Origin of the sequence: Vampirovibrio sp. (assembly GCF_041737375.1) — a bacterium.
Taxonomy (GTDB): domain Bacteria; phylum Cyanobacteriota; class Vampirovibrionia; order Vampirovibrionales; family Vampirovibrionaceae; genus Vampirovibrio.
This window is the reverse complement of record NZ_JBGSRV010000001.1, coordinates 1-25525: the sequence shown is the minus strand read 5'-3', so window position 1 is coordinate 25525 and position 25525 is coordinate 1. Positions and strand designations below refer to the sequence as shown.

General features: G+C 45.8%; 21 protein-coding genes and 3 pseudogenes. 10 read left to right on the top strand and 14 right to left on the bottom strand.

What is annotated here, in order from left to right:
• Positions 1 to 173 precede the first annotated feature (173 nt).
• Positions 174 to 401: a hypothetical protein gene (locus ACEW81_RS00120; protein WP_373530928.1), complete on the bottom strand. Its 228-nt coding sequence runs from the start codon at positions 399 to 401 to the stop codon at positions 174 to 176.
• A gap of 750 nt (positions 402 to 1151) precedes the next feature.
• On the opposite strand from ACEW81_RS00120, the gene ACEW81_RS00115 reads away from it, so the two are divergent.
• Entirely contained in the window at positions 1152 to 2477 is a 1326-nt protein-coding gene (locus ACEW81_RS00115) for a hypothetical protein (RefSeq protein ID WP_373530927.1), read from the top strand.
• A gap of 200 nt (positions 2478 to 2677) precedes the next feature.
• Here the strand turns inward: ACEW81_RS00115 and ACEW81_RS00110 are convergent, their stop codons facing one another.
• From ACEW81_RS00110 to ACEW81_RS00085, 6 genes are all read right to left on the bottom strand, one after another.
• Positions 2678 to 3259: a DUF1579 domain-containing protein gene (locus tag ACEW81_RS00110; RefSeq protein WP_373530926.1), complete on the bottom strand. Its 582-nt coding sequence runs from the start codon at positions 3257 to 3259 to the stop codon at positions 2678 to 2680.
• Positions 3260 to 3308: 49 nt separating this feature from the next.
• Positions 3309 to 3863 (bottom strand): SRPBCC family protein, encoded by a 555-nt coding sequence (locus ACEW81_RS00105; RefSeq protein WP_373530925.1) that lies wholly within the window; start codon positions 3861 to 3863, stop codon positions 3309 to 3311.
• On the bottom strand, positions 3844 to 4170 hold the full coding sequence (locus ACEW81_RS00100; RefSeq protein WP_373530924.1) for an ArsR/SmtB family transcription factor: 327 nt from the start codon (positions 4168 to 4170) through the stop codon (positions 3844 to 3846). Before ACEW81_RS00100 ends, ACEW81_RS00105 begins: the two co-directional genes overlap by 20 nt.
• 190 nt (positions 4171 to 4360) lie before the next feature.
• Positions 4361 to 5335, bottom strand: coding sequence for a UDP-glucose 4-epimerase GalE (gene galE / locus ACEW81_RS00095; protein WP_373530923.1), 975 nt, complete (start codon positions 5333 to 5335; stop codon positions 4361 to 4363).
• Complete coding sequence (locus ACEW81_RS00090) at positions 5332 to 6690, bottom strand: nucleotidyltransferase family protein (protein ID WP_373530922.1); 1359 nt, start codon at positions 6688 to 6690, stop codon at positions 5332 to 5334. Before ACEW81_RS00090 ends, galE begins: the two co-directional genes overlap by 4 nt.
• 128 nt (positions 6691 to 6818) lie before the next feature.
• Positions 6819 to 7268, bottom strand: a complete 450-nt coding sequence (locus ACEW81_RS00085; RefSeq protein ID WP_373530921.1) for a hypothetical protein — start codon at positions 7266 to 7268, stop codon at positions 6819 to 6821.
• A 504-nt stretch (positions 7269 to 7772) separates the two neighbouring features.
• On the opposite strand from ACEW81_RS00085, the gene ACEW81_RS00080 reads away from it, so the two are divergent.
• Together ACEW81_RS00080 and ACEW81_RS00075 are read left to right on the top strand one after the other, a co-directional pair.
• Complete coding sequence (locus tag ACEW81_RS00080) at positions 7773 to 9239, top strand: phosphomannomutase/phosphoglucomutase (protein ID WP_373530920.1); 1467 nt, start codon at positions 7773 to 7775, stop codon at positions 9237 to 9239.
• 365 nt (positions 9240 to 9604) lie between these two features.
• On the top strand, positions 9605 to 10312 hold the full coding sequence (locus ACEW81_RS00075) for a sugar transferase (RefSeq protein WP_373530919.1): 708 nt from the start codon (positions 9605 to 9607) through the stop codon (positions 10310 to 10312).
• Positions 10313 to 10760: 448 nt separating this feature from the next.
• Here ACEW81_RS00075 and ACEW81_RS00070 read toward each other — a convergent pair whose 3' ends face one another.
• From ACEW81_RS00070 to ACEW81_RS00060, 3 genes are all read right to left on the bottom strand, one after another.
• Positions 10761 to 11549 (bottom strand): class I SAM-dependent methyltransferase, encoded by a 789-nt coding sequence (locus ACEW81_RS00070; RefSeq protein ID WP_373530918.1) that lies wholly within the window; start codon positions 11547 to 11549, stop codon positions 10761 to 10763.
• A gap of 205 nt (positions 11550 to 11754) precedes the next feature.
• Positions 11755 to 12678, bottom strand: a complete 924-nt coding sequence (locus ACEW81_RS00065) for a hypothetical protein (RefSeq protein ID WP_373530917.1) — start codon at positions 12676 to 12678, stop codon at positions 11755 to 11757.
• A gap of 335 nt (positions 12679 to 13013) precedes the next feature.
• The gene (locus ACEW81_RS00060) at positions 13014 to 13583 is read right to left on the bottom strand and encodes a type II secretion system protein (RefSeq protein WP_373530916.1); all 570 of its coding nucleotides are present in this window, start codon (positions 13581 to 13583) and stop codon (positions 13014 to 13016) included.
• Positions 13584 to 14459: 876 nt separating this feature from the next.
• On the opposite strand from ACEW81_RS00060, the gene ACEW81_RS00055 reads away from it, so the two are divergent.
• Positions 14460 to 14813: a helix-turn-helix transcriptional regulator gene (locus tag ACEW81_RS00055; protein WP_373530915.1), complete on the top strand. Its 354-nt coding sequence runs from the start codon at positions 14460 to 14462 to the stop codon at positions 14811 to 14813.
• A complete protein-coding gene (locus tag ACEW81_RS00050) occupies positions 14810 to 16141 on the top strand; it encodes a type II toxin-antitoxin system HipA family toxin (RefSeq protein WP_373530914.1) in 1332 nt (443 codons plus the stop codon). The genes ACEW81_RS00055 and ACEW81_RS00050 overlap by 4 nt, the downstream gene beginning before the upstream one ends.
• Here the strand turns inward: ACEW81_RS00050 and ACEW81_RS00045 are convergent.
• A pseudogene (locus ACEW81_RS00045) lies at positions 16112 to 16892 on the bottom strand (IS5 family transposase). The gene ACEW81_RS00050 and the pseudogene ACEW81_RS00045 sit on opposite strands and share 30 nt — an antisense overlap.
• Before the next feature lie 154 nt (positions 16893 to 17046).
• A pseudogene (locus ACEW81_RS00040) lies at positions 17047 to 17779 on the bottom strand (HsdM family class I SAM-dependent methyltransferase); the annotation flags it as partial.
• Positions 17780 to 17835: 56 nt separating this feature from the next.
• On the opposite strand from ACEW81_RS00040, the gene ACEW81_RS00035 reads away from it, so the two are divergent.
• The 3 genes from ACEW81_RS00035 to ACEW81_RS00025 all read left to right on the top strand — a co-directional run bounded on the left by ACEW81_RS00035 (position 17836) and on the right by ACEW81_RS00025 (position 20142).
• Positions 17836 to 18129 carry a transposase gene (locus tag ACEW81_RS00035; protein ID WP_373530913.1) on the top strand — a complete coding sequence of 98 codons (294 nt, stop codon included), beginning with the start codon at positions 17836 to 17838 and terminating at the stop codon, positions 18127 to 18129.
• 531 nt (positions 18130 to 18660) lie between these two features.
• Positions 18661 to 19026: a phosphomannose isomerase type II C-terminal cupin domain gene (locus tag ACEW81_RS00030; protein ID WP_373530912.1), complete on the top strand. Its 366-nt coding sequence runs from the start codon at positions 18661 to 18663 to the stop codon at positions 19024 to 19026.
• Positions 19027 to 19068: 42 nt separating this feature from the next.
• Positions 19069 to 20142, top strand: a complete 1074-nt coding sequence (locus tag ACEW81_RS00025; protein ID WP_373530911.1) for a mannose-1-phosphate guanylyltransferase — start codon at positions 19069 to 19071, stop codon at positions 20140 to 20142.
• Positions 20143 to 20275: 133 nt separating this feature from the next.
• Here ACEW81_RS00025 and ACEW81_RS00020 read toward each other — a convergent pair whose 3' ends face one another.
• Together ACEW81_RS00020 and ACEW81_RS00015 are read right to left on the bottom strand one after the other, a co-directional pair.
• Positions 20276 to 21127 (bottom strand): WecB/TagA/CpsF family glycosyltransferase, encoded by an 852-nt coding sequence (locus ACEW81_RS00020; protein WP_373530910.1) that lies wholly within the window; start codon positions 21125 to 21127, stop codon positions 20276 to 20278.
• Positions 21128 to 21741: 614 nt separating this feature from the next.
• Positions 21742 to 22890 (bottom strand): annotated as a pseudogene (locus ACEW81_RS00015) (IS701 family transposase).
• Between the two features lie 165 nt (positions 22891 to 23055).
• On the opposite strand from ACEW81_RS00015, the gene ACEW81_RS00010 reads away from it, so the two are divergent.
• Together ACEW81_RS00010 and ACEW81_RS00005 are read left to right on the top strand one after the other, a co-directional pair.
• On the top strand, positions 23056 to 23310 hold the full coding sequence (locus ACEW81_RS00010) for a hypothetical protein (RefSeq protein ID WP_373530909.1): 255 nt from the start codon (positions 23056 to 23058) through the stop codon (positions 23308 to 23310).
• 245 nt (positions 23311 to 23555) lie between these two features.
• On the top strand, positions 23556 to 24887 hold the full coding sequence (locus ACEW81_RS00005) for a hypothetical protein (RefSeq protein WP_373530908.1): 1332 nt from the start codon (positions 23556 to 23558) through the stop codon (positions 24885 to 24887).
• The last annotated feature ends 638 nt before the right edge of the window (positions 24888 to 25525 follow it).

Here is a 25525-nt window from a genome sequence, read left to right as displayed (position 1 = left end):
GGGCACCGTTGAGGGCTTGGGAGATAAGCGCTCCGGTAAAAAGCTGTGGATCGACTTACCTCAACGTTAGATCCCAACGTTAGCCCCTAACGTTAAACATGATACTTTGTCCGGGTGACTCATCTGGAAACAGTTTCCAAACCGGTTGAAAGATAATTGAGGTGTTATAAAGTCTATTTTTTTCTTCCTGTAGAGGGCCGGTCATTGTTCTGTCCCCGGATACCCTGTGCCGATGCTGCGCGAACCTGAATGGTGGCTGTGTTTTCGTCCACTTTATTCACTTCGGCAACCACATACTGCTTGCCGTGAGAGGCGAAACTGACGCCAATTTCAGGGATATACTCAAAATCATCAACAAACAGGGTTTTGTTGCCTGCTTTAACAGTTGTTTTAATGGTCATTGATCTACTTTCTTGAGGGTAATTGACACTTGCAGAGTGTATGGTTTGGTTCAAAAAACGAATGAAGTGGGGAGCTGTGATTTTAATGGCTTTAAACGTTTAAGCGCCTTTTATGCCTGTTATTTCAGGACTATCACAGGCTCGAAAAGCAAAAAATCCTGTCGGGCTTTAAAAGCTGACAGGAATTATATTTTCACCTTTAAAGAAATAGTATTCCAGAGAAATATACCTATTACAACAATATCGTTACACACTGGCCTCCTTGATACTGCTTATGTAACGCTGGCTGCTTCAATCGTTACAACTCAGGCAAATTCCTCAGCTCCCATCCTGATTCAAGCGGGTGCGATTGTGGAAAAACGATGAACGGTAATGTTAGCTGAATTGCACAGCGTTTGTTCAAGGCGGCGGCAACACAGTGGCCGAGCTCCTTTGCTGGTAGGGTTGCTGTTTGTGGTAACGTTTGAAGGGCGTTATGGAAAGCAATTTCCTTTTCGGGTTGTTTTAGAGTAGGGGTACCCGCTTTTATAGGCCATTCTTTATAAAAGCCCTCCAACGGACTGAAGGATTTTTCGGATGCAAGTAAGCCGTCCTCATTTTTCTGGTCAATGTTATGCCAAACCTGCGCACAGCCGCCAAGCCTCTCTGACTGGCAGCGTTGTTCCCTCTGAGCCGTCGGCTCCGGCCCCTGAACCGCTAGAGGAAAGAAGGCCTTTGACACTGCTGGATTTGCCGGAGGGTACGCTGGGCTTGATTACTGAAAAAGTGAAGTCAAAGGATCGTTATCAGGACTTTATAGCCCTGCAAGCCTTGCGACTGAATGAAACCTTTAAAAGAGTCATGGATTCTCTCCCAGGCAACGATTACGCAAGGCTAAGAGATCAGGTGAATGACCAAGCCCAAAAATATAGAAGCTTTGCACCCCCCGAAGAGCATATCCAACGCCTCCAATTACGCTTTATGCCCCCAGCGAAACGTCAGGAACTGATTAACCACACCTTCTTCAGGCTGAATGGGGTGCAAAAAGCAACTGCCATCCATAACCTGGCCAAACAGCTACCCGTTTTGGATAACGGACAACACCAAGCACTGGTGGATGAAATCAGCCAGGGGCTCCGTGATAAATATAAAGCCAAAGCTGTTGCGGGATTTGGTAAACAACTTCATGTCCTAACTGCACCACAACGCCAGCACCTCATGGATGCAATATTCAGGCTTCGTGGTCAAAAGAATCAAGCCATTGCCATTCAAGGTTTTGGGGAAGGGCTGTCTGCTCTGGATAATGACCAGCGGAATCAGCTCCTCAACACCTCGATGGCGATGCGAAATGAAGAAACTAAAGCCATCGCCCTTAAGGGAGTCGGCTATGGGTTGAAAGCCCTGGATAACAATCAGCGTACGCTACTCATTCAAGCCGTGCTGAATATAGAAAGTGAAGCGTCTAAAGCCATCGCCCTGAAGGGACTGGGTCAAGGGCTACCAGTTCTGGAGCATGCTCAGCGGCAACAGCTCATTGACGCGACCCTTAATATGATGGGGGACTATAGTAAAGCCATCGCTATTGTGGGATTGGGTCAAGGGCTACCAGTTCTGGAGCATGCTCAGCGGCAACAGCTCATTGACGCGACCTTTAATATGATGGGGGACTATAGTAAAGCCACCGCTATTGTGGGACTGGGTCAAGGGCTATCAGTTCTAGAGCATGCTCAGCGGCAACAGCTCATTGATGCCATGTGCAATATCCAGCATGGAAGGGCTAAAGCCGTTGCTATTAGGGGGCTTTGCAAAGGGCTGGAAGTCTTGAATGATACTCAGCGCACTCAACTCATCCAGGCCATTGGTCATATCGAAGATGAAGATTTCAAAGCTCTTGCCCTCACTGGATTTAAGAGTGGACTGGAACGGCTGAATGGTACCCACAGTGCTCAACTGATTGAAGAAACGCTTAGGCTGAACCATCGGCCGTTGAAAGTCGCCGTCCTTCAATCGTTGTTATCGGCACTTAACCCCCAGGACGAATTACAGCGCCAACCTTTTATCGATGCCATCAGGAATGCTGTAAATGCAGCCGAATAGGGTTTTGTATGACCCGTGTTTAAAGATAAAGTCACCTACAGGGCTATGGATTCATCAAGAATAGGCAGGCCTGATTTTTAGTTGAATAATATCTCAGGGCTGGATTGTCTAACCCCACCCCGTGCGATACACAGCTCCCTTCCAGCCATTAAAAAACAACCCGGATCGCTCCGGGTTGTTTCGTTGATTTTTATAAAGGTCTAGTGCTTGCGATGGGCCTTGCTGGTCATCAAGGGCATCCATTTGCCATCGTCACCCAACATGGAGGATGTAAACACTTTGTGGTCCTTGTCCTTCAATTCAATCACTTCCCGAAATTTCATTAATTTACCGGGGTTCATGGGGCAAGTGCCTTCGCTTTCCAGCGTTAAAGTGTCGCTACCAGGGGCTACCGTTCCTTCGTATTTCCAAAGTTGACCGGTCATGGAATCCACCCAGGTACCAACGTATTTCTGTTTTTCGGTATCAAAGCCTAGCGTCATTAAGCCTTTGAACGGCGCGTCCATCATGGTGCTGTTGATTTCTGATGTGGTCCAAAAACCGCCCAAAGACTGAATACTTTCAGTTCCTTTGGCATGTACCGGAGGCTGCGTGGGATCTATGAAGGCCTCGGTTTCCGATTCCCATTCACCCACAAACTTTTGCAGCCACTGGTGTTCCGGGGTTGGTTTGGGGAAATCATGCGTTTCGCCTGCCCAGGATTTGATGGCGGGAAAAACCATCAAAGAAAGTGTGGCGCCCATTAACACCATAGATTTTTTAGAAAAAGTTAATTTTGTCATTGTCTGCTCCATTAAATAACATCATAAATAGTGAATTCAATTGGGGAAATTAAATAGAAATCAGTTGCTCCAGATTATCCAGCGCATTGGTCCAACCCACCGAGTGGCCTTTGGCCTCTTGGGGATCGCTAAATCCGGTTTGGGTCAACACCAGTTCAGTACCGCCATCCTTGTCTGTAAACTCAAGGGTCACCAGGGTTTCTACCCGCTCACGGGTTTCCCACTGATGCGTAAATGATAAGCGATCGATTGGCGTAATTTCCTGATACGTTCCGCATGCAATGTGAATGCCACCGCTGCAATTCATGGTCACCCGAAAGGTGCCGCCGGGACGAATATCTGCTTCCAAAGCCACGACCCGATCCAGCCCTGCATCGCCTGCAAACCATTTTTTGAGCATTTCAAGTGAGGTCCAGGCCTCAAACACTTTGGCCCGACTGGCTCGAAAATGCCTGGTTAACTGAAGTTGATCTGCGGTCACGATCATAAAGCTGTCTTTCTTTTTACTGCGGCTGGTATGAATCCCTTTGGCAGGCAGTGCTGCCCGCAAGCAAAATGGGCCATGTTGCAAGGCCCGCTGAGGTTTACTCCGGTTGCACTTCACTCAAGTAGGCTTCCAGCCGATCCAGGCGGTCGTTCCAGAACTGCTGGTACTGATCCATCCAGGATACCGCCTCCTTCAGTGGGCCCGCATTCAGACGGCAAGGGCGCCATTGAGCCTGTCTGGCCCGAGTAATGAGTCCGGCTTTTTGCAGCACCTTCAAGTGCTTGGTCACTGCGGGAGCGCTGATATTAAACGGCTCGGACAGCTCTTTCACCGAGGCTTCTCCAATCGCCAGTCGTGCCAAAATTGCCCGACGGGTGGGGTCGGCCAAAGCGGCAAAAGTAATACTCAGGGGATCACTGGACATGGTTGATATGCCATTCGGTTAATTAACCTAATGGTTAAATATAAGGCCTGACTTGTCAATGTTTGAAGCCAAACGCCCAAAAACCAGCTGGCTTTTGGGCGTTTGGGTAAAGCGAATGTTTTGCTCACTCAATTTGAAAGTATTGGCCTTTATGATTCAAGCAAGCAGAACTTCACCAACGGCGATTCACTTAAAAACGCTTGTTTGTCTCCCACTGCCAGGCAGACTGTATGATTGTTTTTAAGCTGCTAAATTGAGGAATCCAGTTTAGCTTCTCTTTCACCAATTGGGATTGGGCCACCAATACAGAGGGATCTCCCGCTCTTCGGGCTATTTCCACGGTGGGAATAGGATGACCTGTTATTTCTCTACAGGTTTCAATGATTTCTTTAACGGAATAACCGGTTCCTGTGCCCAGATTCAGTGTAATGCTCTCTCCAGAACCGGCTTGCAGATATTCAAGCGCTTTGATATGAGCATCTGCCAGATCGGTTACGTGAATATAATCCCGAATACAGGTTCCATCTGGGGTTGGATAATCGGTGCCAAAAATACTTAAATGAGGCTTCTCGCCTTTGGCCACTTTTAAAGCCAAGGGTATGAGGTGGGTTTCTGGATCATGGCTTTCCCCAATTTGCCCATCCAGATCCGCCCCACAAGCGTTAAAATAGCGAAGCCGCACAGACTTTAAGGCGTAGGCCTTGTCATAGTACTCCAGAATGTTTTCAACCATTCGCTTGGATTCAGCGTAGGCATTAATCGGTTGACTGGGGTGCTTTTCATCCAGGGGGGTATATTCTGGATTGCCATAGATAGAGCAAGTCGAAGAAAATACAAAATTCAAAACACCCGATTCCACCATGATATCTAAAAGCTGCAGGGTGTTTTTGGTATTATTGTTAAAATATTTATGCGGAAAAACATTGGACTCTCCCACCAAAGAAAATGCCGCAAAGTGGATTACGGATTTAATGGGATATTTTTTGAATACTTCTCTGATGGCTTCTTTGTCATTAAGATCCACTTGTTCAAAGTGCGGGGTGAGAACGGCTTCTGGATGGCCTTGGCTTAAATTGTCTAGAACCACCACTTCATAGCCGGATTTCATGAGTTCTTTGACGGTATGGCTCCCAATGTAGCCAGCGCCACCTGTTACCAGAATCATGAGGCATTCTCCGTTTGAAAGGGTCGTGCTACAACGATATTGCCTGATAATTGGGCGGACTCTTGATCCGCAATTTTTGCGGCGCCTTCCCAGTAGATGATGCCATCACGGTAATACTCATCCCGATTGGTGGGTAGAGGGAGCGTTGTTTTTCCCGCATATAAATCATGAAGGGTTTCAATGTATTGAGCCGGATTACCGATATCATTCCAGTAACCTTGAACCGTTTGCGCCCAGACAGGGCCTAAGCCCGGTTGCTGCTGGCTTAACTTTAAAAGCACCGGGAATAGATCGCTGGCGAAATCAATAGAAATCTCATCAGGCAGCGGGGCGTTGTCTTTGCGAGCTTTTTCCTGAGCGGTTTTCAGCAAGTCGCTATAAATATCTGGAATGAGAGACAGCGCTTTGGGAGAGAAAATATAAAAGCCGGTATTCCCTAAACGGGATAAGGCTTCTTCCTGTTTTGGCTTTTCCTGAAACGCCACAATTTTTCCCGACTGTCCATCAGGGCCAGACTGGTCGGTAACAATAATGCCAAATTTGTCTACATCTTTTTCCGCCACCAGCTGGCAGCCAATGGTAAGCAGTGCCTGGTGGGTGATGTGCGCTTCCATCAGCTCGCTAAAATTGGCATCGCTGACCGAGTCGCCCTGTACCACTAATAATGGCTCCATAGGGTTCAACAGAGGCTTGAATGGGGCATCCATCAGCATTTTACGAAGCCCGCCCGCTGTGCCAGAGGGTTCAGCCTCATCAATATAAGAAACCTGAGCATTTTCACATCTGGAAAGGCTGGCCTTCAGAGACTCTGGCTTGAAATAGGTGTTGACAATAATCTTATTAAAACCGTGAACCGCCAAACTGTTTGCAATGCATTCAATAACGCTTTTATTACCCGTTAAGGGTACGGCGGGTTTGGAGTAGTTTGTGGTGTCTCCCGAAATCCGCTCAAAGCGAGTTGCCAGCCCAGCACCGAGAATGGTGGCCTGATGGCTATGGGTTTGAGGCGTGATGGGGCTGACATGGCTTTCTTCACGGTTCTGGTTAGCGCTCAGCTGGCTGCCAAACAGCTCTAACGTTGTATGGCCCACCTTAATTTTGGAGCCTTGCAGCGCAAAATACTTAATGCCTAACGGAGAGCTGATGATAGCCATCAAGCCCCCTTTGCCCGAGAATAACTCAATGCTATGCGGGGATTGGGGGCCCTGCTGGAGTCGCCCTAACTGTACATTGGTTTTCTGGTCAACAATGATAAAGGTTTCCGGGGTATCCTGAGGCTCCAGAACAATCTGAATGTCCTCTACCTGGTGATGAATGTGAATGTTGTTTTCATGGATTGAATTCGTTGTAGCCATAATCAAGCCTTGTGTTTTTAATTGGTTAGGAAATTTTTGCAGTTACCGTCACTGTGGAAAGAATGATCAATTGTTTAAAGGTGCTTATGATTTTATTGGCGTTGGCATGTCGTCTGGATTGAGACTGATTATCCCATAGATAAAACAATCTTTCCTACTCTGAGTTGAACTGAATCAGGATGGACAGGTTTGTTATGAACCTCAGCTTTAGTATGGACTGCTTCATATTGAACGCAGAAGGTTTTTAAAATGTACTGATATCCTTTTGGGCTGATATAGGGTTCATTTAGGGTTAAGTAGTCTTTAAAATTCGTATCCAGTTCAAACAAGCCGAAAACCGAGGGCAGGGCGAATAAAATCAAGCCAAACAGGTAGAGGAAAAAGAAATTTTGCGCTTGGCAGGAAGCCAATAAATAGCTTGAAATTAATATAAATAATGCAATCATCAGCGATACTGAGTGCATCAATAAGACCGCTTTAGAGCGCATCCACCCTTTATTGTGCAGGTGAAGGGTGAGCGGCAAATCAAAAAAGCAGGTGTGAATTAACTCGTTTAACGCCAATATACTTGCGCTCATGCCCAATATGAACCAAGCAATACTCCAAAGCAGTTGCCATATAAAATGAATGAAAAAGGTGAAATCATAGAACATAGTAAATGCAGCATAGTATCAATACATAAGCTTGTAAATTAGCGCCGCAAAAAAACAGTTCTCTATGCCGTTTAGCCTTTACTGTACAGGGTTTTTGGGTGGCGATTCGTTCTTTACCTCCCTGCAGTAATGCTTTCATGGAAAATAATATGACGTTCACTGGATGTGAAAATATATCCTTTTGGTTATCTTTAAATCATTGTGTTACGAATTTAAAAGCATACTTTAACGGGCTTTTATGGCTCAGTTTTCCTGTGATAGCGCTTGAGAAGCTCCGAACTAAAGGGAAGGCGCTCAATATAATGAAGAGGTTGATCACATATCGGGCCTATTTTTTTCGGCGGGTGCTTAATGTTTGTTTGCAAAAGCATTTTCAAGATGAGTTTTCATAGTATTTTAAGTTACTACTTTTATAATAAGGGGTTACCTATGGCATCTTCAACTTTTTGGGGCAGATATGACATACGCGCTGTGGTCGGTGAAAACTTTGGCGCCATTCAATACCGATTGATTGGCAAAGCGTATGCCAGGTTCCTAAAGAGCAATCTGGAAAGCGCCCAACAAGAAGATTTATGGGTATCGGTGGGTTTTGATGCCAGGCTACACTCCACGGAATTGGTGCAGGCACTCACGGAAGGGCTTACCAATGAAGGCATCAACGTGGTCGATTTGGGGCTTTCCACCAGTCCGCTGGTCTATTTCTCAGAGCATTTGAGCGCCATCAATCCTGCATTTCCCGATGTTCAGGGCGCCATTATGGTGACAGCCAGCCACAACCCCTCAGAGTATAACGGGGTTAAGTTTACGTTCAGGAAGCATTCTTTATCGGATGCGGAATTTAATGATTTAAAAAATCAATATTACGCATTAAAAGACGAGGACCCACATTTCAAAGGCCCGCTGGGCAAAACGCTCTCTTACAATGTTATTCCAGAATATTTGAACTGGTTTGGCCAGCATTTTGGGGCCATCGGCAAGGAGATTAAGGTTGTGGTCGATTCTGGCAACGCCACTGCTGGCATCGTGGCCCCTGACGCGTTCCGCTTACTGGGCTGTGAGGTGGTTGAACTGTTTTCGGAGCCAGATGGCCGCTTTCCCAACCATCACCCCGATCCTTGTGTGCACCATAACCTGAGATTTCTGATTGAAAAAGTTAAAGATTCTGGTGCCGATATTGGGATTGCCTTTGATGGCGATTCGGATCGACTGGGTATTGTTGATGAAAAGGGGCGTATCCTTCCGGGCGATCTGATTACGCTCTTCTTATCTGAAAATGTCCTCAGCGAGAGGCCAGACAGTACGGTTGTTTTTGATATCAAAAGCACGCAAACCATATTTGAATACATCAAAAATATCAATGGCGTTGCGCTCCTTGCTCCCTCTGGGCATGCCTTTATGAAACGAATTATGAAGGAAAAGGACCTCTCGCTCGGCGGAGAGCTAAGCGGTCATATCTTCTTTAGAGATAGGCATTGGGGATTTGATGATGCGCTATACGCGGGCTGCCGTTTTATCGAAAGTTTCGCTTTAAAGCAGGGCCAATGTTCGGATTACACGCTTTCCCGGTTTGCGGATTCTTTACCTCAAACCCTGATCTCAGAGGAAATTAGAATTCATTGCACCAAGGAGCAAGGTTCCACCCTGATCGCCTCTATAGAGGCTGCCGTCCTGCAGGATTCCTTCTACTTTGGCGCTCCATTGAGTGATATCCTGAAGATTGATGGTCTTAGAATCAATATTGAAAATGGCTTTTTCCTGATCCGTCAAAGCAATACTGAGCCTTGCATCACCCTTCGGTTTGAAGCGCCAGATGAGGCCACTTATAAAATCATCGAAAACCGGATTGCCCAGTTCAGGAGCCAACTTGAGGAAGCGGTTGTCTCCATGCTTCACTAGCGGGTTTTTGAAGAAATCGGGTTCCTTTGTTTAAGGGCAAGTTTTAACAGTTGGTTTAGGCAGCAATGCCTGAACCAACATTGGTTCTTGTTTTTAGAGAATGCTCACGTCAAAATAAACGCTTGGTGAAAATACGATATATAGATGAGCTGCGCCCACATCGCACAGCAACCCTTGGGGAGCCGCTCATCAGGCAGGCCAATACCTCACTCCTTTGTCAGCCAGGCTATTTGGCTCCCGGATTTTTCACCTGAGCAGGTACCTTTATGTTTCAAGAGCACAACCCATCATGCATGCAGTTAGTAAACATTTTATCACCCTTGTTACTGACTTGAACCCAACAGACTCATAAGGAAAATACGGACGTGTCCATATCTACCGAACTTTTAACGCGTAGTCAGTCATCTGTCATACCGATTGATCAACCCACTCATTCTTACAGGTTGGAATCACACGCTTCGCCATCCATCCAGTTGCAGTTACAAATTAAAAGAGTGGCGGACTTTCTGCTTTCCTTGATTGGTCTGGTGTTTATCAGTCCCATGTTGTTGGTGCTTGCCATTCTGGTTCGCCTGTCGTCTCCAGGGCCTGTTATTTACAAGAGTGTACGGATAGGCAAAGATTATCAGCCCATTTATATGTATAAATTTCGCACCATGGTTCAAAATGCGGATCGCTTATGGGATGACTTGAAAAAAGATCAGTCGGCCCAGACTGAGCTGTTGAAGTTAAAAAATGACAATCGCATTACGCCGCTCGGTAAATTCTTGCGTAAATACAGTCTGGATGAGTTTCCCCAGCTGTTTAACGTACTCAAGGGAGAAATGAGTCTGGTGGGTCCTCGGCCTTTTGTTCCTGCGGAAAGCAATATTTTTAAATACCCTTACACTTCCAGATTTTCGGTGATGCCTGGCATGACTGGGCCTTGGCAAGTGAGTGGCCGTTCAGACCTTTCGTTTGATCAGCTTTGCAATATTGAATTAAAATATGTAATGCAGTGGAGCTTGTTGACCGATATTTTGATTCTTCTCAAAACACTTCCCTGCGTACTTTTGAAAAAAGGCGCTTATTAATAGCTGAAGGCAATGATCCAGCTTAGCCCACCAAGTGGTGCTTTTATAAAAAGTGTCAGTCCACTGTTATATTGATTTAAAATCAATTCATTTTAAGCATTCCGTAATGCTTAACTTGCCAAATTTCTTTTTTGGGTGATAAAAAGGGCAATAGAAAGCAGTGTATGAATGCTCACGTTAATATTGTTGACGCCGCTTTGAATACGCTTTACCACTAGGGCTGGCCTGATAGTGGTTGAGTCGTTTGCAATGGGAAGCCACGTGGAACGGGCATTCGTGGATGATGAACAGCAGAACATCTCCCGGCCAAATACTTGGGGAGGATTCCACGCCTTCCTACGGCAATAGTGCTTTCAGCCCATCGCCATTTTTCTAATCTCCGTTGTAAACGACGGGGACTTGAATAGGAAGAGGGCCGTATAGCACCGTAGGCTTGTTAGATTGTAAATTACAGAGACTGCGCTCCATCCCGTGAGGACGGACCTTTTTGAACGCAGTAGTAAATCCAGGGACTTTGGGTATCCTGTTCGATGATTTGTCCTTGCTGATTGACGGCTATGGGGGCTTGCCGAAAACCTGCCTGGGCCAGCTGTTTAATTTGCTCGTCGATGCCAATAGAATAAGTGACTAAGCCGCCATGCGTCTCATCCCAGAAAATTTCATATTCAGCGGCTTGAGCCGTAAAGCGTCGGTTTTTGAAACGCCTCCAGGCTTTTCGAAGTTGCTTGTATTTTTGCTTGAAAAGCAAGCCCGGATGCTTGGAAATGGGAGCAGGTTCAATATAATTTCGGTTATGTGATGAAAAAACAAAGTAACCCTCAGGAACCAGTATTCGATAAATACCTTTGAGCGTATGCAGTCTATCGACATGACTCATATAATCCAGGCCGTTAAACGAAAAAAAGACCAGCCCTGTTTCATTATCCGGGTACAGTGAAAGATCTCGTGCGTCTCCCTGACTCAGTACAACCGATGGAAAACGTTTCTGGCAAGCCTCAATCATGGCACCTGAATAATCAAGGCCGCTGTAATTGTTACTAATAGCGAGTAGAGGACGAATGGTTCGTCCAGTCCCAACGCCAATATCTAAAATCTTTTTGCCTGAAATGCCGCTATGTATACGATTTAAAATAAAGGCTTCGGCTGGTTGCAACGCTTCATCCAGAAGATATTCCAGAATAACCTCGTTCTTGCTATAAGCCATCAGGTTAATTTCATTGGAGGACTGAGTAATCATGATAAGGTCAGGGGTTCTCAAAATTCAGGGTATTACCATGGTATTAATGCCCGTAATCCTGAAAGATTGCTCAGATCCCAGGGTCGTCTAAGCATTTCAGGCTAAACGGGTTCCTGAAAACAAAATCCGTTATAAATATTCTATAAACCTTATCGCTTTTTCTATATTCTATATTTGTAATTCACCCTCTGCGGGTTAAAAGATGTTATGTTTTGCCAGCTTGCGATTTCTTATTGCTCATTTGCTGGATGCTTTCCATCAGCTTGATAAAGCGGTCGCTATAATCGTTCACGCCACCCAGTTCTTCCAGCTTTTTGGCAGTATCCACATGCCCTTCCTTGAAAGCCAGCGTAGCGGGCGTGAGGAACTTGTTAGATGTAAAATCAGGCGGATTGCCATTCACCTTGGCCCCCGCTTTGAGCAGCGGCTCAATTTGGTGGGTATATCCTTCCCTGGAGGCGTTTATCAACAAATCATCCAGGGTTAAACCCAATTGGTTGAGTTCGGCGGGGGTGGCTTTAACTTTTTCCAGCGATTGTTGATAAACATCCGCCATGACGGCCTCGTGTTTCGCATTAAGCTGTTGAAGTTCCAACGGAAACTGCGATGTAATTGATTCGGGTATCGGCGAGACGTTTTGTTTATAAGCGAATGCTTTAAAGGATAAATTGTCGGGCAAATTAAACAGACTAACCGGCAATGTCCTTTCATCTTCTTCTGTAAATTGATGTTTTTGTTTGGCATTATTCGTGGCACTCACTTCCCATGCCTCTAAATCTTGAGCCGAGTGAATGGTTGTCTGCTTGTCCAGATTTAGCCCCGCCCCGGCCCTGATGAGTTTACGGATTACAGACTCCATGACTGCATGATTGTCATTATGTTTGATACCGAGACTAATATCATTGCCTTCACGAAACCGTTTAGATTGGGCAATCATTTTTAGTTTTTCCGCTTCCGGGGCTTCACTTCTTCGAATAAAGGCATCCTGATTATTCGCCAAACGCTCATCCAGGTAAGCTTTTTCTAAAATGCTATTCACAACATCGGTAATATCCGGCTCATCTGGAGGTGGTACAGCATGATTGAGGGGCGGGTGATGAATGGGGTTGCCACCAGGATTGATCGCCATAAGGTAAAGCTCCTTGAAGGATTTAAACTTAAAGATTCAAACTTGAAGGTTAAAAATGGATGGGAAGTGAGGTGATGACTATATTGGCTTAAACCAACTCAAGCGATTTTGGTGCGTCTGAGCATCCATAACACAGGAAAGGCACTGGATGGGGGGGATCGTCTGTTTTTTAACCTGAAATACAAGGTAATCCGCTGATTAAACCAGAGTAACGAAGTGTGGGCTCAATCCCTGAGCCCACACTCAGGCATCCCAAAGCGGGACTCTGGGTATCTGGGTGTTTTGCCCAAAGCTCAGGACACCAAACGCTATTACCTATTTGGCTCAAATGAGTATTACCAGCTGAACCAGGGAGGGTCGGAAGGAACATTGTTTTGAGTGCTGAATGTATTTATCCTGCCGTTAAAAAACAGGTAAATAAAAAGAGATTTTCCGGGGCCATTGGTGGTGCCGTCAGAAGTGCCATCTGGATCAAACAAGAAGTTGATTGTGTTTGCAGGGGAGGTTCCGCCAAATGCGTTATTAGAGGCAAGGATACCTCCATTATGCAGTTTATAGCAGAAGTAGGTGGTACAAGATCTAGTGCCAAAAGTGTAGCTTTGATCAACGGTGCTCGTGGTATCGATTGATACATAGTTCATATAAGCTAAAATATCAGACGCTGATGTAGCTGCTGTTGGGGTATTTGCTAAAGAATAGACCTGATACGCAGCCGCAATGGTGCCCATCACTTCTTTAGCATTGGCGTTATAGCTGGAATTTTGCTGATTACTCAGCAGTTTGGGGATGGTAAAGGTTGCAATCTCAGCCAAAATTAACAAACTGATTAAAAGTTCCGTCAGAGTAAAGCCTTTAGAGCGTTCTGGAGTAGCGGGGAGGCCATGAGATTTTTCCTCTTGGGGCAACTATGTACTTTGTTATCGCCCATCAGGCCAAAAACTTGAATCGTATTTTAATCCTTGTCTTGCCCCTCGTCTACCACGGCCCGTTTGCAAATGGTGGCTTGATGTTTTAATGCCTCTGCCAAGATAGTCACTATACTTTTGTGATGAAATGGTCGGGATGACAGGATTTGAACCTGCGACCCTCTGCTCCCAAAGCATCCAAGAAATACCGTGGAAACCCTTGTCAGCATTGAGTGTTAAGTTGACGACTTTTTCCCACTTGACCCTGATATCCGATTTTACAAAAATTTACTAAAATGGCGCTAAATTTGACAAATGCAGTGTATTCGCTAAATTAAAATGTTTGCCTAATGAGGTTCAATGCGGGTCAACTTTCTTAAATACAAGCAGGCTTGTTGGCGATCTTGAAAAGCGGGATGATTCCGTTTGGCTATGATAATAGACGCAGTTGCCATTCTTTTCCCACACGATCAGTTCCGCTTGCTCAATCCCTTCCAAGGAATGCTGGACTTGAAGCAGGAAATGGTTCGTTAAATCCGAAATTTCCCGCTGGTAAACGCTGATCAGACCCTGGTAGAAACAAACACAGCACATCCACCAGCACCGGTCTTGGAAACAGAGAGATTAACGACATTGACTCATATCCTTAGTCTTAAGACTAAAATTCTATGTCATTATGACAGCCTCTTCATTGAAGCCTAGTCACAGCACAGATCAATACATGAAACCCATTTAAAGTATCTTTTATGATATCTAAAATGGTTTTTTATTACTTTGAGTAGCTGTAATGATACTTTAAAGGAATTAGACTGTTAAAGTGTCATTTGTGATATATTAGAGCCAGAAAAGAAAAAAAGGTATTATTAGAGATACTTTATGAGAATAGAAAATCTAACACCGGATGAAGCGGTTCTGGCAGAACTCGGCTCCCGCATTGCGCGGTATCGCCTCAATCGAGACATGACCCAAGAGGCTTTGGCCAAAGCGGCAGGCATTTCTATCATCACCTTAAAGCGGATTGAAAACGGTGAACACGCCACCAATATTGTGAACATCATCAGCCTATTACGAGCCCTGAAGCTTTTGGATAACCTAGAGCTCATACTACCTTCTGAGCCGGTCAGTCCCCTTCAACAGATGCGCACTCAAAAGAAGAGCAGAAAGAGAGCCTCATCCAGACCCAAGAACACTGCGCAAGAGCCGATATGGACCTGGGGTGAAGAGACATGAGTGTTGCTGAAGTTAGACTCTGGGGCAAAACCATTGGAGCCGTCAGCTGGAGTCCTGAGCAAGAATTGGCCTATTTTGAGTATACACCCAGCTTTATCAAAAGCGGCATTCAGATTGCACCCTTGATGCTGCCGTTATCTGAACAGATTTTTGCTTTCCCTGCCCTATCTAAACAGACCTTTCAAGGCCTTCCAGGCCTTTTAGCGGACTCTCTGCCAGATAAGTTTGGAAATGCACTAATAGATACCTGGCTGGTTAGAGCAGGGCGGAGCCCACAAAGCTTTGATCCGGTTGAGCGGCTCTCTTACATAGGCACAGGGGGCATGGGAGCGTTGGAATTCTTTCCGGTTGGAGGTCCAAAGGAAAAGCAATCCAAAAAACTCGATATTGAAGCACTGGTTCATCTCGCCAGCGAGATTCTAACGCATCGAGAAGCGCTGAAGACTTCTTTTGATGCTGAAGATCGGGAAGAGGCCATGCGAGACATATTAAGGGTGGGAACCTCAGCGGGTGGAGCGCGTGCAAAGGCCATTATTGCTTGGAACCCAAAAACACATGAGGTTCGTTCCGGGCAAGTGAATGCCGGTGAGGGGTTTTCTTACTGGTTGCTTAAATTCGACGGCGTAGCCGGAAATCGTGATAAAGAACTGAATGACCCGCTGGGCTATGGTTTAGTGGAATATGCCTACTATCACATGGCGAAGGGTGCAGGCATTCAAATGGAAGAATGTCGACTTCTCTCTGAGAACAATCGCCATCACTTTATGGCAAAACGGTTTGATCGAACGGATACGGGGGCAAAGCTGCATATGCAGTCTCTGTGCGCCTTAAAGCATTACGACTTCAACCTGGCAGGAGCCTATTCCTATGAGCAGGCCATGCAAACGATGATGGAGCTTGATCTTCCCAAAGAAAGCGTTGAAGAGCAGTTTCGAAGAATGATCTTCAATGTCATGGCACGCAATCAGGATGACCATGTGAAAAATATCGCTTTTCTGATGGATAAGGCTGGCCAGTGGCGATTGTCTCCCGCCTTTGATATGACCTTTAGCTATAATCCAGACGGTCAATGGACCAATAGCCATCAAATGACCATCAACGGCAAGCGCGATGACTTTACTTTGGATGACTTTGAAGCCTGTGCCAATCGAGTATTTATCAGAAAAAGTAGAGCACTAGAAATCATTGAGCAAGTTTCGAAAGCGGTCGCCAAATGGCCTGACCATGCGGCATTGGTAGGAATTTCAGAAGCGCGTGCCATCGCAATCCGTAAAACGCTAAGAGGCTATCTGAAAAGTTTAGGCAGGGGCAAGCCGCTTGAGGATTAGCCTTGTCATGGCAAGGTAGATGTCGCTTTGACTGCTGGAAGTGGTTTTCTCATACTCTTTAGCCAATAGGCGATAATGGTTGAGCCAAGCAAAAGTTCGTTCTACGAGCCAGCGGTGAGGCAGAATTTTAAATCCAGTGTCGTTACGTTTGACAATTTCTAAATCTATTTTTAAAGCGCTTTTGGCCCAATCCTGTAATTTGCCGCTGTAGGCTGCATCTGCCCATATCTTTTGAATGGAATGGCCTTGTTTCTTGAGTAGCAGCAATAATAGTTTTCCACCATCCCGGTCTTGGATATTACCCTTATGCACCAGTAATTTTTGCAGCAGCCCCAAGGTATCTACCAGGATATGCCGTTTTCGGCCCTTTACCTTCTTCCCAGCGTCGTAGCCGGAAGCCCCCTTTTTTCAGTCGTCTTAACAGACTGGCTGTCAATAAGGCAGCACTGGGTTGTAAGGAACGCCCCAGTTTCAGGCGTAAACTATCTCTCAAGAGGGCATGAATCTTTTCCCAAGTGCCATCCAGTGTCCATGCACGGTAGTATTCATACACGCTCTGGTGGGGCGGGAAATCATGAGGCAAATCTTGCCATATACAGCCATTTTTAACCCGATACATTATTGCATTTACAATGGCTCGCATATCATGGGAGCGGTGCCGCCCGCCCGGCAAAGCCTCTGGGATGTGGGGCTTTAAATAGCGCCACTGCTTGTCGCTTAAATCACTGGTATACTGCTTCTGAGTCTCCATCTGGCTTTCCTCCCTGATTTACAGGAAAAGACGCCTAAACCACTCAATTTGTTGCACTTCTCAGATAGCCTCTAAATTAAGTCTCCCGATAGATGTGCATAAAAATGGGGCACAATCGCAAAATAAGTATGGATTAGAATTCAAGTTGAAAAATTTACTTAAGCGCCATTAATACCTCCCGAAAACTGGCTAAGCCAGCTTCCAGGTTTTCTATAATTTCCTCAGCCAATTCATCTGGTTCTGGAAGGTTTTCAAGGTCTGTTAGGCTTTTTTATCCTTCAGCCAGAAAATATCGAGGCTGGTCTTATCTTGCGCAATCAATTTATCGTAGGTATATTTGCGCCAGCGGCCTTCGGGATTTACCTCAGGATCGTAGGTTTCACGACGCTCATACCCATTCAATGGATTATAGCAATTGATAAAATCTTCCAAGTCCTCAAAGCGCATGTTCTTCTTTTTCAGGGTGTGATGGATGTTTGTTCTGTAATCGTAATACCAGACTTCTTTAGTCCATGGATTCGGGCTGGCTGGTTTGTTGTCGAAAAACAGCACATTTGCCTTAACTCCGTTGGCATAGAAAATACCAGTAGGTAACCGAAAAATTGTGTGCAGTTTAGTATTTCCCATTAGTTTTTTTCGTACCGTCTCCCCTGCTCCACCTTCAAAGAGCATGTTATCAGGTACAACAACTGCCGCCTGCCCATTACTATTCAACATGGTACGAATATGTTGGACAAAGTTTAATTGCTTGTTTGACGTTGTGGCCAGAAATCCTAGCGGTTATAGGTGAGGTCGTCTTTCTCCTGGTCTCCTTCTTCATTGGTGAAGGTCATACTACTCTTTTCTCCGAAAGGAGGATTGGCTAACACATAGTCATAACTAGGGCCATCTTCTAGGTGAACTCCTGTGGTCTACTATTCTGGTAGAGACAGGAGGGATAGAGGTGGCAAAACGATATGAATTGGCATGGGAGAAAATCGAGCATGTTTTACCCGGCAAGAAACGGGATCCGGGCAGAACGGCGCAAGACAACCGCTTGTTTTTGAATGCTGTTTTGTGGGTGTTGCGAAGTGGGGCCTTCTGGATCGATTTGCCGGAACGACGCAGGGGATGGTCCCGGGGAATGCGCTCTTCCAAATGGACATACGCAAATAATGCAACCTGTTCTTCTGTAATCCCGCGCATACCCTATGCCTCCTGCCAACGAACCGCTACTCCCCATTATCCAAAAAATTAACCCGACTTTTTCAGCAACCTGCTAAACTACTTTGACAGGTAAGAGTCTATCTCAAGAACTTACGGGATAAGCTTTATTCAAGTATTGAAAGGGCGCACTCCCAATTTTCTGTCAAACATTCTGTATCACAGGCAAAAACTGCATTGTCTAATGATTGTGGATAACCATTTCTGTTTGAAGTGGTATGATTCTCTGGGTCAAAATTAGTTGTCTCGGTTGATAGTTGTAAATTTATGTAAACTCTCAGTCCTTCGTCATCAATTACATCACTCCTTTTTTTTTAGACGCATTATCATCGAGAAGTTTAAAGTTAACTTGAAGCCCAGAAGACTTTAAAGTGAAGAAGAAGTTAGAAATAATGTTCTATCAAAGCAACGTTAGCTTGGCCCTGAAATTAAAAAATATTAGAAGAATGGCGCAGCAGGCTCCGTCCTAGTTATCCAGCCTGGTTAACGTTTAAATTTATAATGCCTGATGCTTCAAAAGAAGCTACTAATAATTACCACCCCCAATTGAAAGGTTTTTACAGTAATGATGACCGCCACTCCCGCCAGTCTTTACCAGGAAGAGCGTCCTTGGGGCGATTTTACGGTGTTGCAGGAAATGCCGCATTACAAGTTGAAGCAGTTACGTGTTCAGCCCGGCCATCGTTTAAGCCTGCAACTCCACAACCACCGGGAAGAACACTGGATTGTGACCCAGGGTAACGCCACAGTAACGGTCGGTTCAAAAACATGGGTCGCCGCTACGGGCGAGCATATTTATATTCCAGCACAGACCCAGCATCGGCTGGCGAACCTGGAAGAAACCATGTTGGAAATTATCGAAGTTCAACAAGGCAGTTCCTTTGCCGAAGAAGACATCGTTCGTTTTGAAGATGACTACACCCGAGTTTAAGTAATCTCTATTTCAGTAATTTGTAGAAGAGTAACCAATCCCATGAAAGCGATTATTTTAGCAGGCGGTAGCGGCACTCGACTTTGGCCCGCCTCTACCCAGGCTTTTCCAAAGCAGTTTTTAGATATTGATGGCAACGGCGTTTTGTTATCGCAAACTCTGGAGCGTTGCCAGCGCTTGGGCATGGGGGATGAGTGTTACGTGATCACACGTGGTTCTTATGCGGATCATGTTTCAACTTTAATGAACGCTTTTAATCCCAAGTGCGCCAATAACGTGATTGCGGAACCCTTGGCAAGAAACACGGCCCCCGCTATTTTGCTGGCTGCCAAGTATCTGGAATCGGTTGCAGGAGCTGACAAAACAGATGTGATGCTCTTTTTACCATCAGATCATTTAATTGTGGAAAACCCCACCTTCCTTCAAGCGTTCAAGCTGGGCGAAGATCTGGCAAAAGCGGGCAATATCGTAATTTTTGGCATCCAGCCCGACAAGCCGGAAACCGGATATGGTTACATTAAAGCCCCAGCCACCGATCTGGATACCATAAATCCTTTAATGGGGCAGGCCTTCCCAGTTAAGGCGTTTAAGGAAAAACCCAATCGGGAAGTGGCAGAATCTTATCTCAGCGAAGGTGGCTATTACTGGAATGCGGGTGTTTTTGCCCTCACCATTGAAACGCTTTACGCTGAATTAAGAAATCATTTTTCAGAAATCGAACCCTTTTTAACCTTGGATTACGAAACGCTTTTGAGCCACTTTGCGGAACTCCCCAGCATCTCGTTTGACTTTGCGGTTATGGAGAAAACGGATCGCGCCGTAGTCATCCCGCTAGACGTACAATGGTCCGATGTGGGGAGCTGGGACAGCATTTATGAAATGTTGTCCAAGGACGACGTTGGTAACGTCATTCAAGGGAACGTAATCGCCGATGGCACTACGGGTTCCCTACTCGTCAACAAAACAGATCGTCCCATGGCAGTCAGCGGGTTTTCCCAAATTATTGCCGTTCAAACACAAGATGGCTTTCTGCTAACCAACCTGGGCGACTCTCAAAAAATTGGACAGATTCAAAACCAACTGCAACCCAAATTGGTGACCCTAAGCCCCGTTTAAACCGTGGCCTTTGGGAAAGCACTCACCCACCAAGCCAGAAATCAGGTTTTGCTCCTAAAAAAATGCCCCCATCAGATGGGGGCATTTTTTATTTCTTGCGTTTTTCATATAACTTTTTTTATTTTTTGCGCCTCTACGAAAAGGCGGCAAAAGGCTGCCAGCGGATGTTTTTGCAGTAGGCCTTAATCAAAAAAGGAAGATCATCCAGAATATAGCGCTTAAACAGTCTTTTGGGATTACAGGCTAGCCGATACAGCCATTCCAGTCCTAAGTTACCCAACCAAGTCGGCGACTTTTTTTGAGTGCCTGCGATAAAATCAATGGAACCGCCACAGGGCAAAATCACATAGGGGGCCAGTTGGTCACGATGACGGTAAACCCAGTTTTCCTGCTTGGGAGCGCCTAGGGCCACAAATAGAACCTGCGCCGCGGTGGCGTTAATGGTTTTAATGATTTCCTGGCTTTGAGCGTCATTGCTCAACTCGGCGGCGCTGGGGCAATAAGTGCCAACCACATTGATGTTGGGGAGCTGTTGTTTCAGCTTTTGGCTGGCCATATCCGCAACACCGGGGCCAGCGCCTAAAATAAACAGTTTATACCCTTTTTCGTGAGACAGGCGACACATGTCCTGCACAATGTCACAACCGGGCACCCGCTCAGGCAATGGAATGGTGTTTTCAGAACGCAGACCTTTGGCTTGCGAGAGCCAGATGATGGGCATACCATCCGCAAAAATAAAATCCGCGTTTTTCACCACATTAAAAAACGATTCGTTCTCATTGGTTAAACGCAAGATATCTAAGTTTAAAGTGACACAGAAGTTTTTGGCCTTCCGCTCAATTTGCTCTTCCAGATAAGAAAGCACTTGCTGATAAGTAAGGCTGGCAATTGGAATATTAAGCACATACGAAACTTTATAGGGAGTGGCAGATAGTGCATCTACACCCAAAATGCTTTCTGAACTGGTTTGAACATTGGCTGACATAAACAAGACCTTATGAGATTTTCGGGCACCGATGAATGTAGAAACTGAGGAAACTAAAAACTTTAGTTAATAAAACAGATGCTATTGTTTAATTGCTTAAGGACGACCATTGAATTATTCCGCACATTAATCAAGCCTTAAAGCCTTTAATTGCCGGTGGAGAACTGCTGGGAAACTACAGTGAGGATGTAAAACGAGATTTTTGAAATTCAGAACCAATAGACTCTACTTTACCATATTGTTCTCAAAAGCACTACATTGTCACTCAAAACGGTAGCAGTCTCGTAAACCGCTTAAGGGAGGTCAGACAATGGCTCAATCTTTTCAAATAGACCCAATGCTCTCAATCATTGGCTTTTGGGCAATTGCTGCATGTAGGTCAGGATTTCTGGATCCACCCTGAAATTGTCATCCAGATAATCCCACACGGCAAATCCAATGTGGTTCTGGTGGAGTTCACTAAATACTACAGCCGTGAGTTAAGTTGGTTCCTGGCGAGTCGTGTAGCCTGGTGACATTGTTGAGCAAGTTTTTGGTGCCTTCCTCGCCAATTAGACCAATGTTGAATAAAAGGCCAGGATAGGGTGTGTCTAAAGAGCCGGTGACCCAATAGTTTACGAATTTCCGGCACGCAAAGGGCAATAAGATCTTCTGTTTGAACCCCTTTTTTTGCAGGCTCGCTGCACCACCAAAAATGCAAGGGTCAGCATGGATAGCGTAATATGGCGATACCAACCCTTCCATTTTCGAACTTCATACTGGTCCAAGCCGGTTTCTCCTTTGGCCAACTGAAAGCATTGCTCCACGCTCCAGCGCTGTCCGGCAACGCGCACCATTTAAGCCAATGTGGTATCTGCTTTGCAAAATACCCGGTAAAAGGAGACCTCTTGTGGCTTTTCAATCGAGCGGCGAACCAGAAGATACCGCTGCCAATCTGAACCCAGCATATGATTAGTCGGTATACAGACCCAATCATACCAGCGTTCTCCCTTACTGCCGCTTCCGGCACTAAGCCTCTGCCAGGCTTCAGCAGGTAAGTTTTCCCGGAGTTTGGCAGCTCGCCAGAATTCAAAACCAATGGTCACAGTTTCCTGAGAACAGACACCCAAAACATACGGAATTTGAGCCTTTTCCAACCAATTTCGCAGTTTGCTGTTGTTGCCATATACAGCATCTCCGGTGACCCAACTCACGGGTAAATCCTGCCCCAAAGCGTGCTCAATCATCTCCAGGGCTAGTTGCGGTTTGGTTTGAAAGACCCTATTTTCGGGGATTCCAGCATTTTGGCAACGCTCTGGGGAATTCAGCCATTCCTGAGGAAGATACAGGGCCCGGTCAACCAGGACATTCCCCTGAGTGGTGGTGTAGGCCAGAAAAACACCCACCTGACAATTCTCAATTCGTCCTGCCGTGCCACTATACTGCCGTTGTACGCCAGCTGAATGAATCCCCTTTTTCAGAAAGCCCGTTTCATCCACCACGAGCACACCACCGGGTTCGGCCAGATGCTCTTTGACAGAGCCAATTATCTCATCTCGGGCCAAATCCGCATCCCATACGGCCCGGTCCAGCAAAAACTGCACTTTATCCGGCGTGCTGTCCCCGCAGGCCTCTGCCAGTTGCCAGCTATTCTTTCGCTCCACCGGCTTCAACAAGCCTTCAATATATTTCCAGGCGTTGCCATACGGCGCAGAACGAGAAAAATAAGGCCGCAACCGACTCACCAAGTCCCACAAGTCTTCCTGCAAGGACAACCGATTCATCTGTCACCTGCTCCTCAATACCTTCAATAATCCCACCAGTTTATATCAACTTAACTCACGGCTGTAGTACTAGGCAAAAATGCCAGGCCCATGACAATTATTGAAGCTTGATTCATAGTAATGATGTGCTACTCTTTTTGCTATATTCATAGTAGAAAGCGTAGTATGAGCATCAAATCGTTCTGGGGGCGCTATGATATACACGCCATTGTCAACGAGAATTTTAACCAGTCCAGTTATTTTGATATTGGCAAAGCCTACGCGCTTTTCCTGACGCAGCGTGCTAATTACTTGCAACAACCTCTACGAGTCTGCGTTGGGCGCGACGCCAGCGAGCAATTGGAAATCAAGGTAGAACAGATCCTGGCGAGTTTTCAGCTGGATTCCGGCAACATAAACAATATAGATCATGCAAAATAAGTGAATCGGCCACTGTCTTTAGCTTAAATCCCAGAAGTCTCCATATTGCGATTAAACCATAAAAGTGTAAAACGAAAGACTGCGTATCACCCAGATACCCAAATCATATCCTAACCATGGCTTCCCCGGTTGAAACAAAACTGAGCTAATCAGTCGCCATCCATTGGCATTTTCATTTGTTCACTAACATAGTTAAATTTTAGGTTAAGTCTCAAAATCGACTCAAGCTGTTAAAGGGATTCGTTGTGAAAATTGGTAAACCTGATATTGTAGTACACGGTGATTCCGCAAAGCTGATTGCGTCAGTTGAATTTGCGGAACAAAAAACGGCCCTCTGGTATCAAGTCGATCAACAATACCAGGATTATCTGGTTCATGAAAAGCTAGATGGCTTTCTGGTGGGGCTATTGATCCTGGCTATGAAGTTGGGAGAAGACATTGAGCTAGCGGCACCCGTTTCGGAAAAGCTATACTATAATTTAACCCGCTATTATATGCCGATTCTGGTACAAATCATTCCCGGTTTGTGCTTAATTGACATTCACGCGCACGCCGGTTTTGATTACGGGACGTCTTATGAACCACCCAAAGGGGTGGTAACAGGTTTTTCCGCCGGAATCGATTCTTTCTGCACCCTGGCCGATCATCTGTATCAACCTGATATCCCGGATTCGTTCAAGCTCACCCATCTGGTATTCAACAATGTGGGTGCCCACGGGGACGAGCAAAGCGAACCGGCCCGCACATTATTTAATAAGCGATTTCACAACATTAAATCAATTTCAGAAGAAATCCAGCTCCCCTTCATTAAAATTGATTCAAACTTGAGCGACCTGCTCCAGATGAATTTCCAGCAAACCAATACGCCCCGGAACATATCAGCGGTGCTAATCCTCCAAAAGCTGTTCCGGAAATATTATTATGCCTCTTCCTGTGATTACTCCAAGTCTTTCGTCGGCCCAATCCATGACACATGTTATTCCGATCCGATTACGTTATCCCTTTTATCTACGGAAACAATGGAGTGTATTCCCAGCGGCAGTCAATATACGAGAAGCGGGAAAACGAAAATCGTAAGCGAACTGGCCCTGTCGCAACTGCATCTGAACGTATGCGTGGCGCCGGATGAGGATGCCGGTAACTGCGGACAATGTTTCAAATGCCTCCGCACCCTGCTGGATCTGGAAATTTTAAACAAGCTTGAAAATTACAGTTCATTATTTAACATGACAAACTATTATCGGAAGCGGGATTGGTACAAAATCAAGGTGCTGAGTGGCCATGCAGGTTCTGTTGCCGTCGAGCTGATCCAATCGAAAGAGGAACACGGCTATCACTTTCGCCCTTACCATTATGCAGCGGGCGCTTTATTGAAAATCATACCAGTGCCGCTTATGAAACGCTTTCAGAAAAAACTGGCGATTAAAAACTTGATCTGCTGGACGCTTCAGATCGTTTGGCGGAGCAAGATCGCCGACTCTTCGGTTGCTGCAGCCATTGGTAACTTTGACTGGGCGGCCGCCTTTAGAGAAAAAAGCTTACCCAGCTTCAAACTAGGTTCCTCAACCAAGCGGTAATTCCAGTGGGCAATCAGCAGCGAGACGGCCACGTTAGCGACAATTAAAACCAGTCCGAGCGCCAGAAACTGCCGACTGACGAATTCAACTGGCAACATCGGAAACAGCCAATAAGCCAAAATATACATGGTAATAAATTGAAACAGGTAAAAGCTGTAAGAAATTTTGCCAAGGTAATTCAAAATTCTGTTTTCCAGCCAAGAGAATTTCTCAGAAGGACTGTTGGTTAGCATTCCCAGCAGGATGAAACTAAGCATTGTCACGGGTGCTCCCCGCAGCAGGCCGAAACTGCCTTTCATCAAGAGGGCGTTAATACCAACGTACAAAAGAAAGACCACTATCTCGTTCATGGGGATAGCAGCCAGTCGTCCAAAAAAATCGTTCCATTTGGGAAGTACCAACCCTGCATAGAACATGAGCATAAAGATTGGAAGCGGGGAATGTATAGCCCAGCTTAACGTCAGCAGGGCGAGCGTCGTGATCCCGTCTCCAAGCTTGTTAGAACTCATACGGTAACTTTTTGAAGGCAGAGCATGGCACAGCCAAGCTGCCAGAAGGCTTCCCAGTTCTGCCAGTGATACTCGTAGCGGATTTCAAGCTTTCTAAATTTGCCCAGCCAGGCAAAGCAACGTTCAATG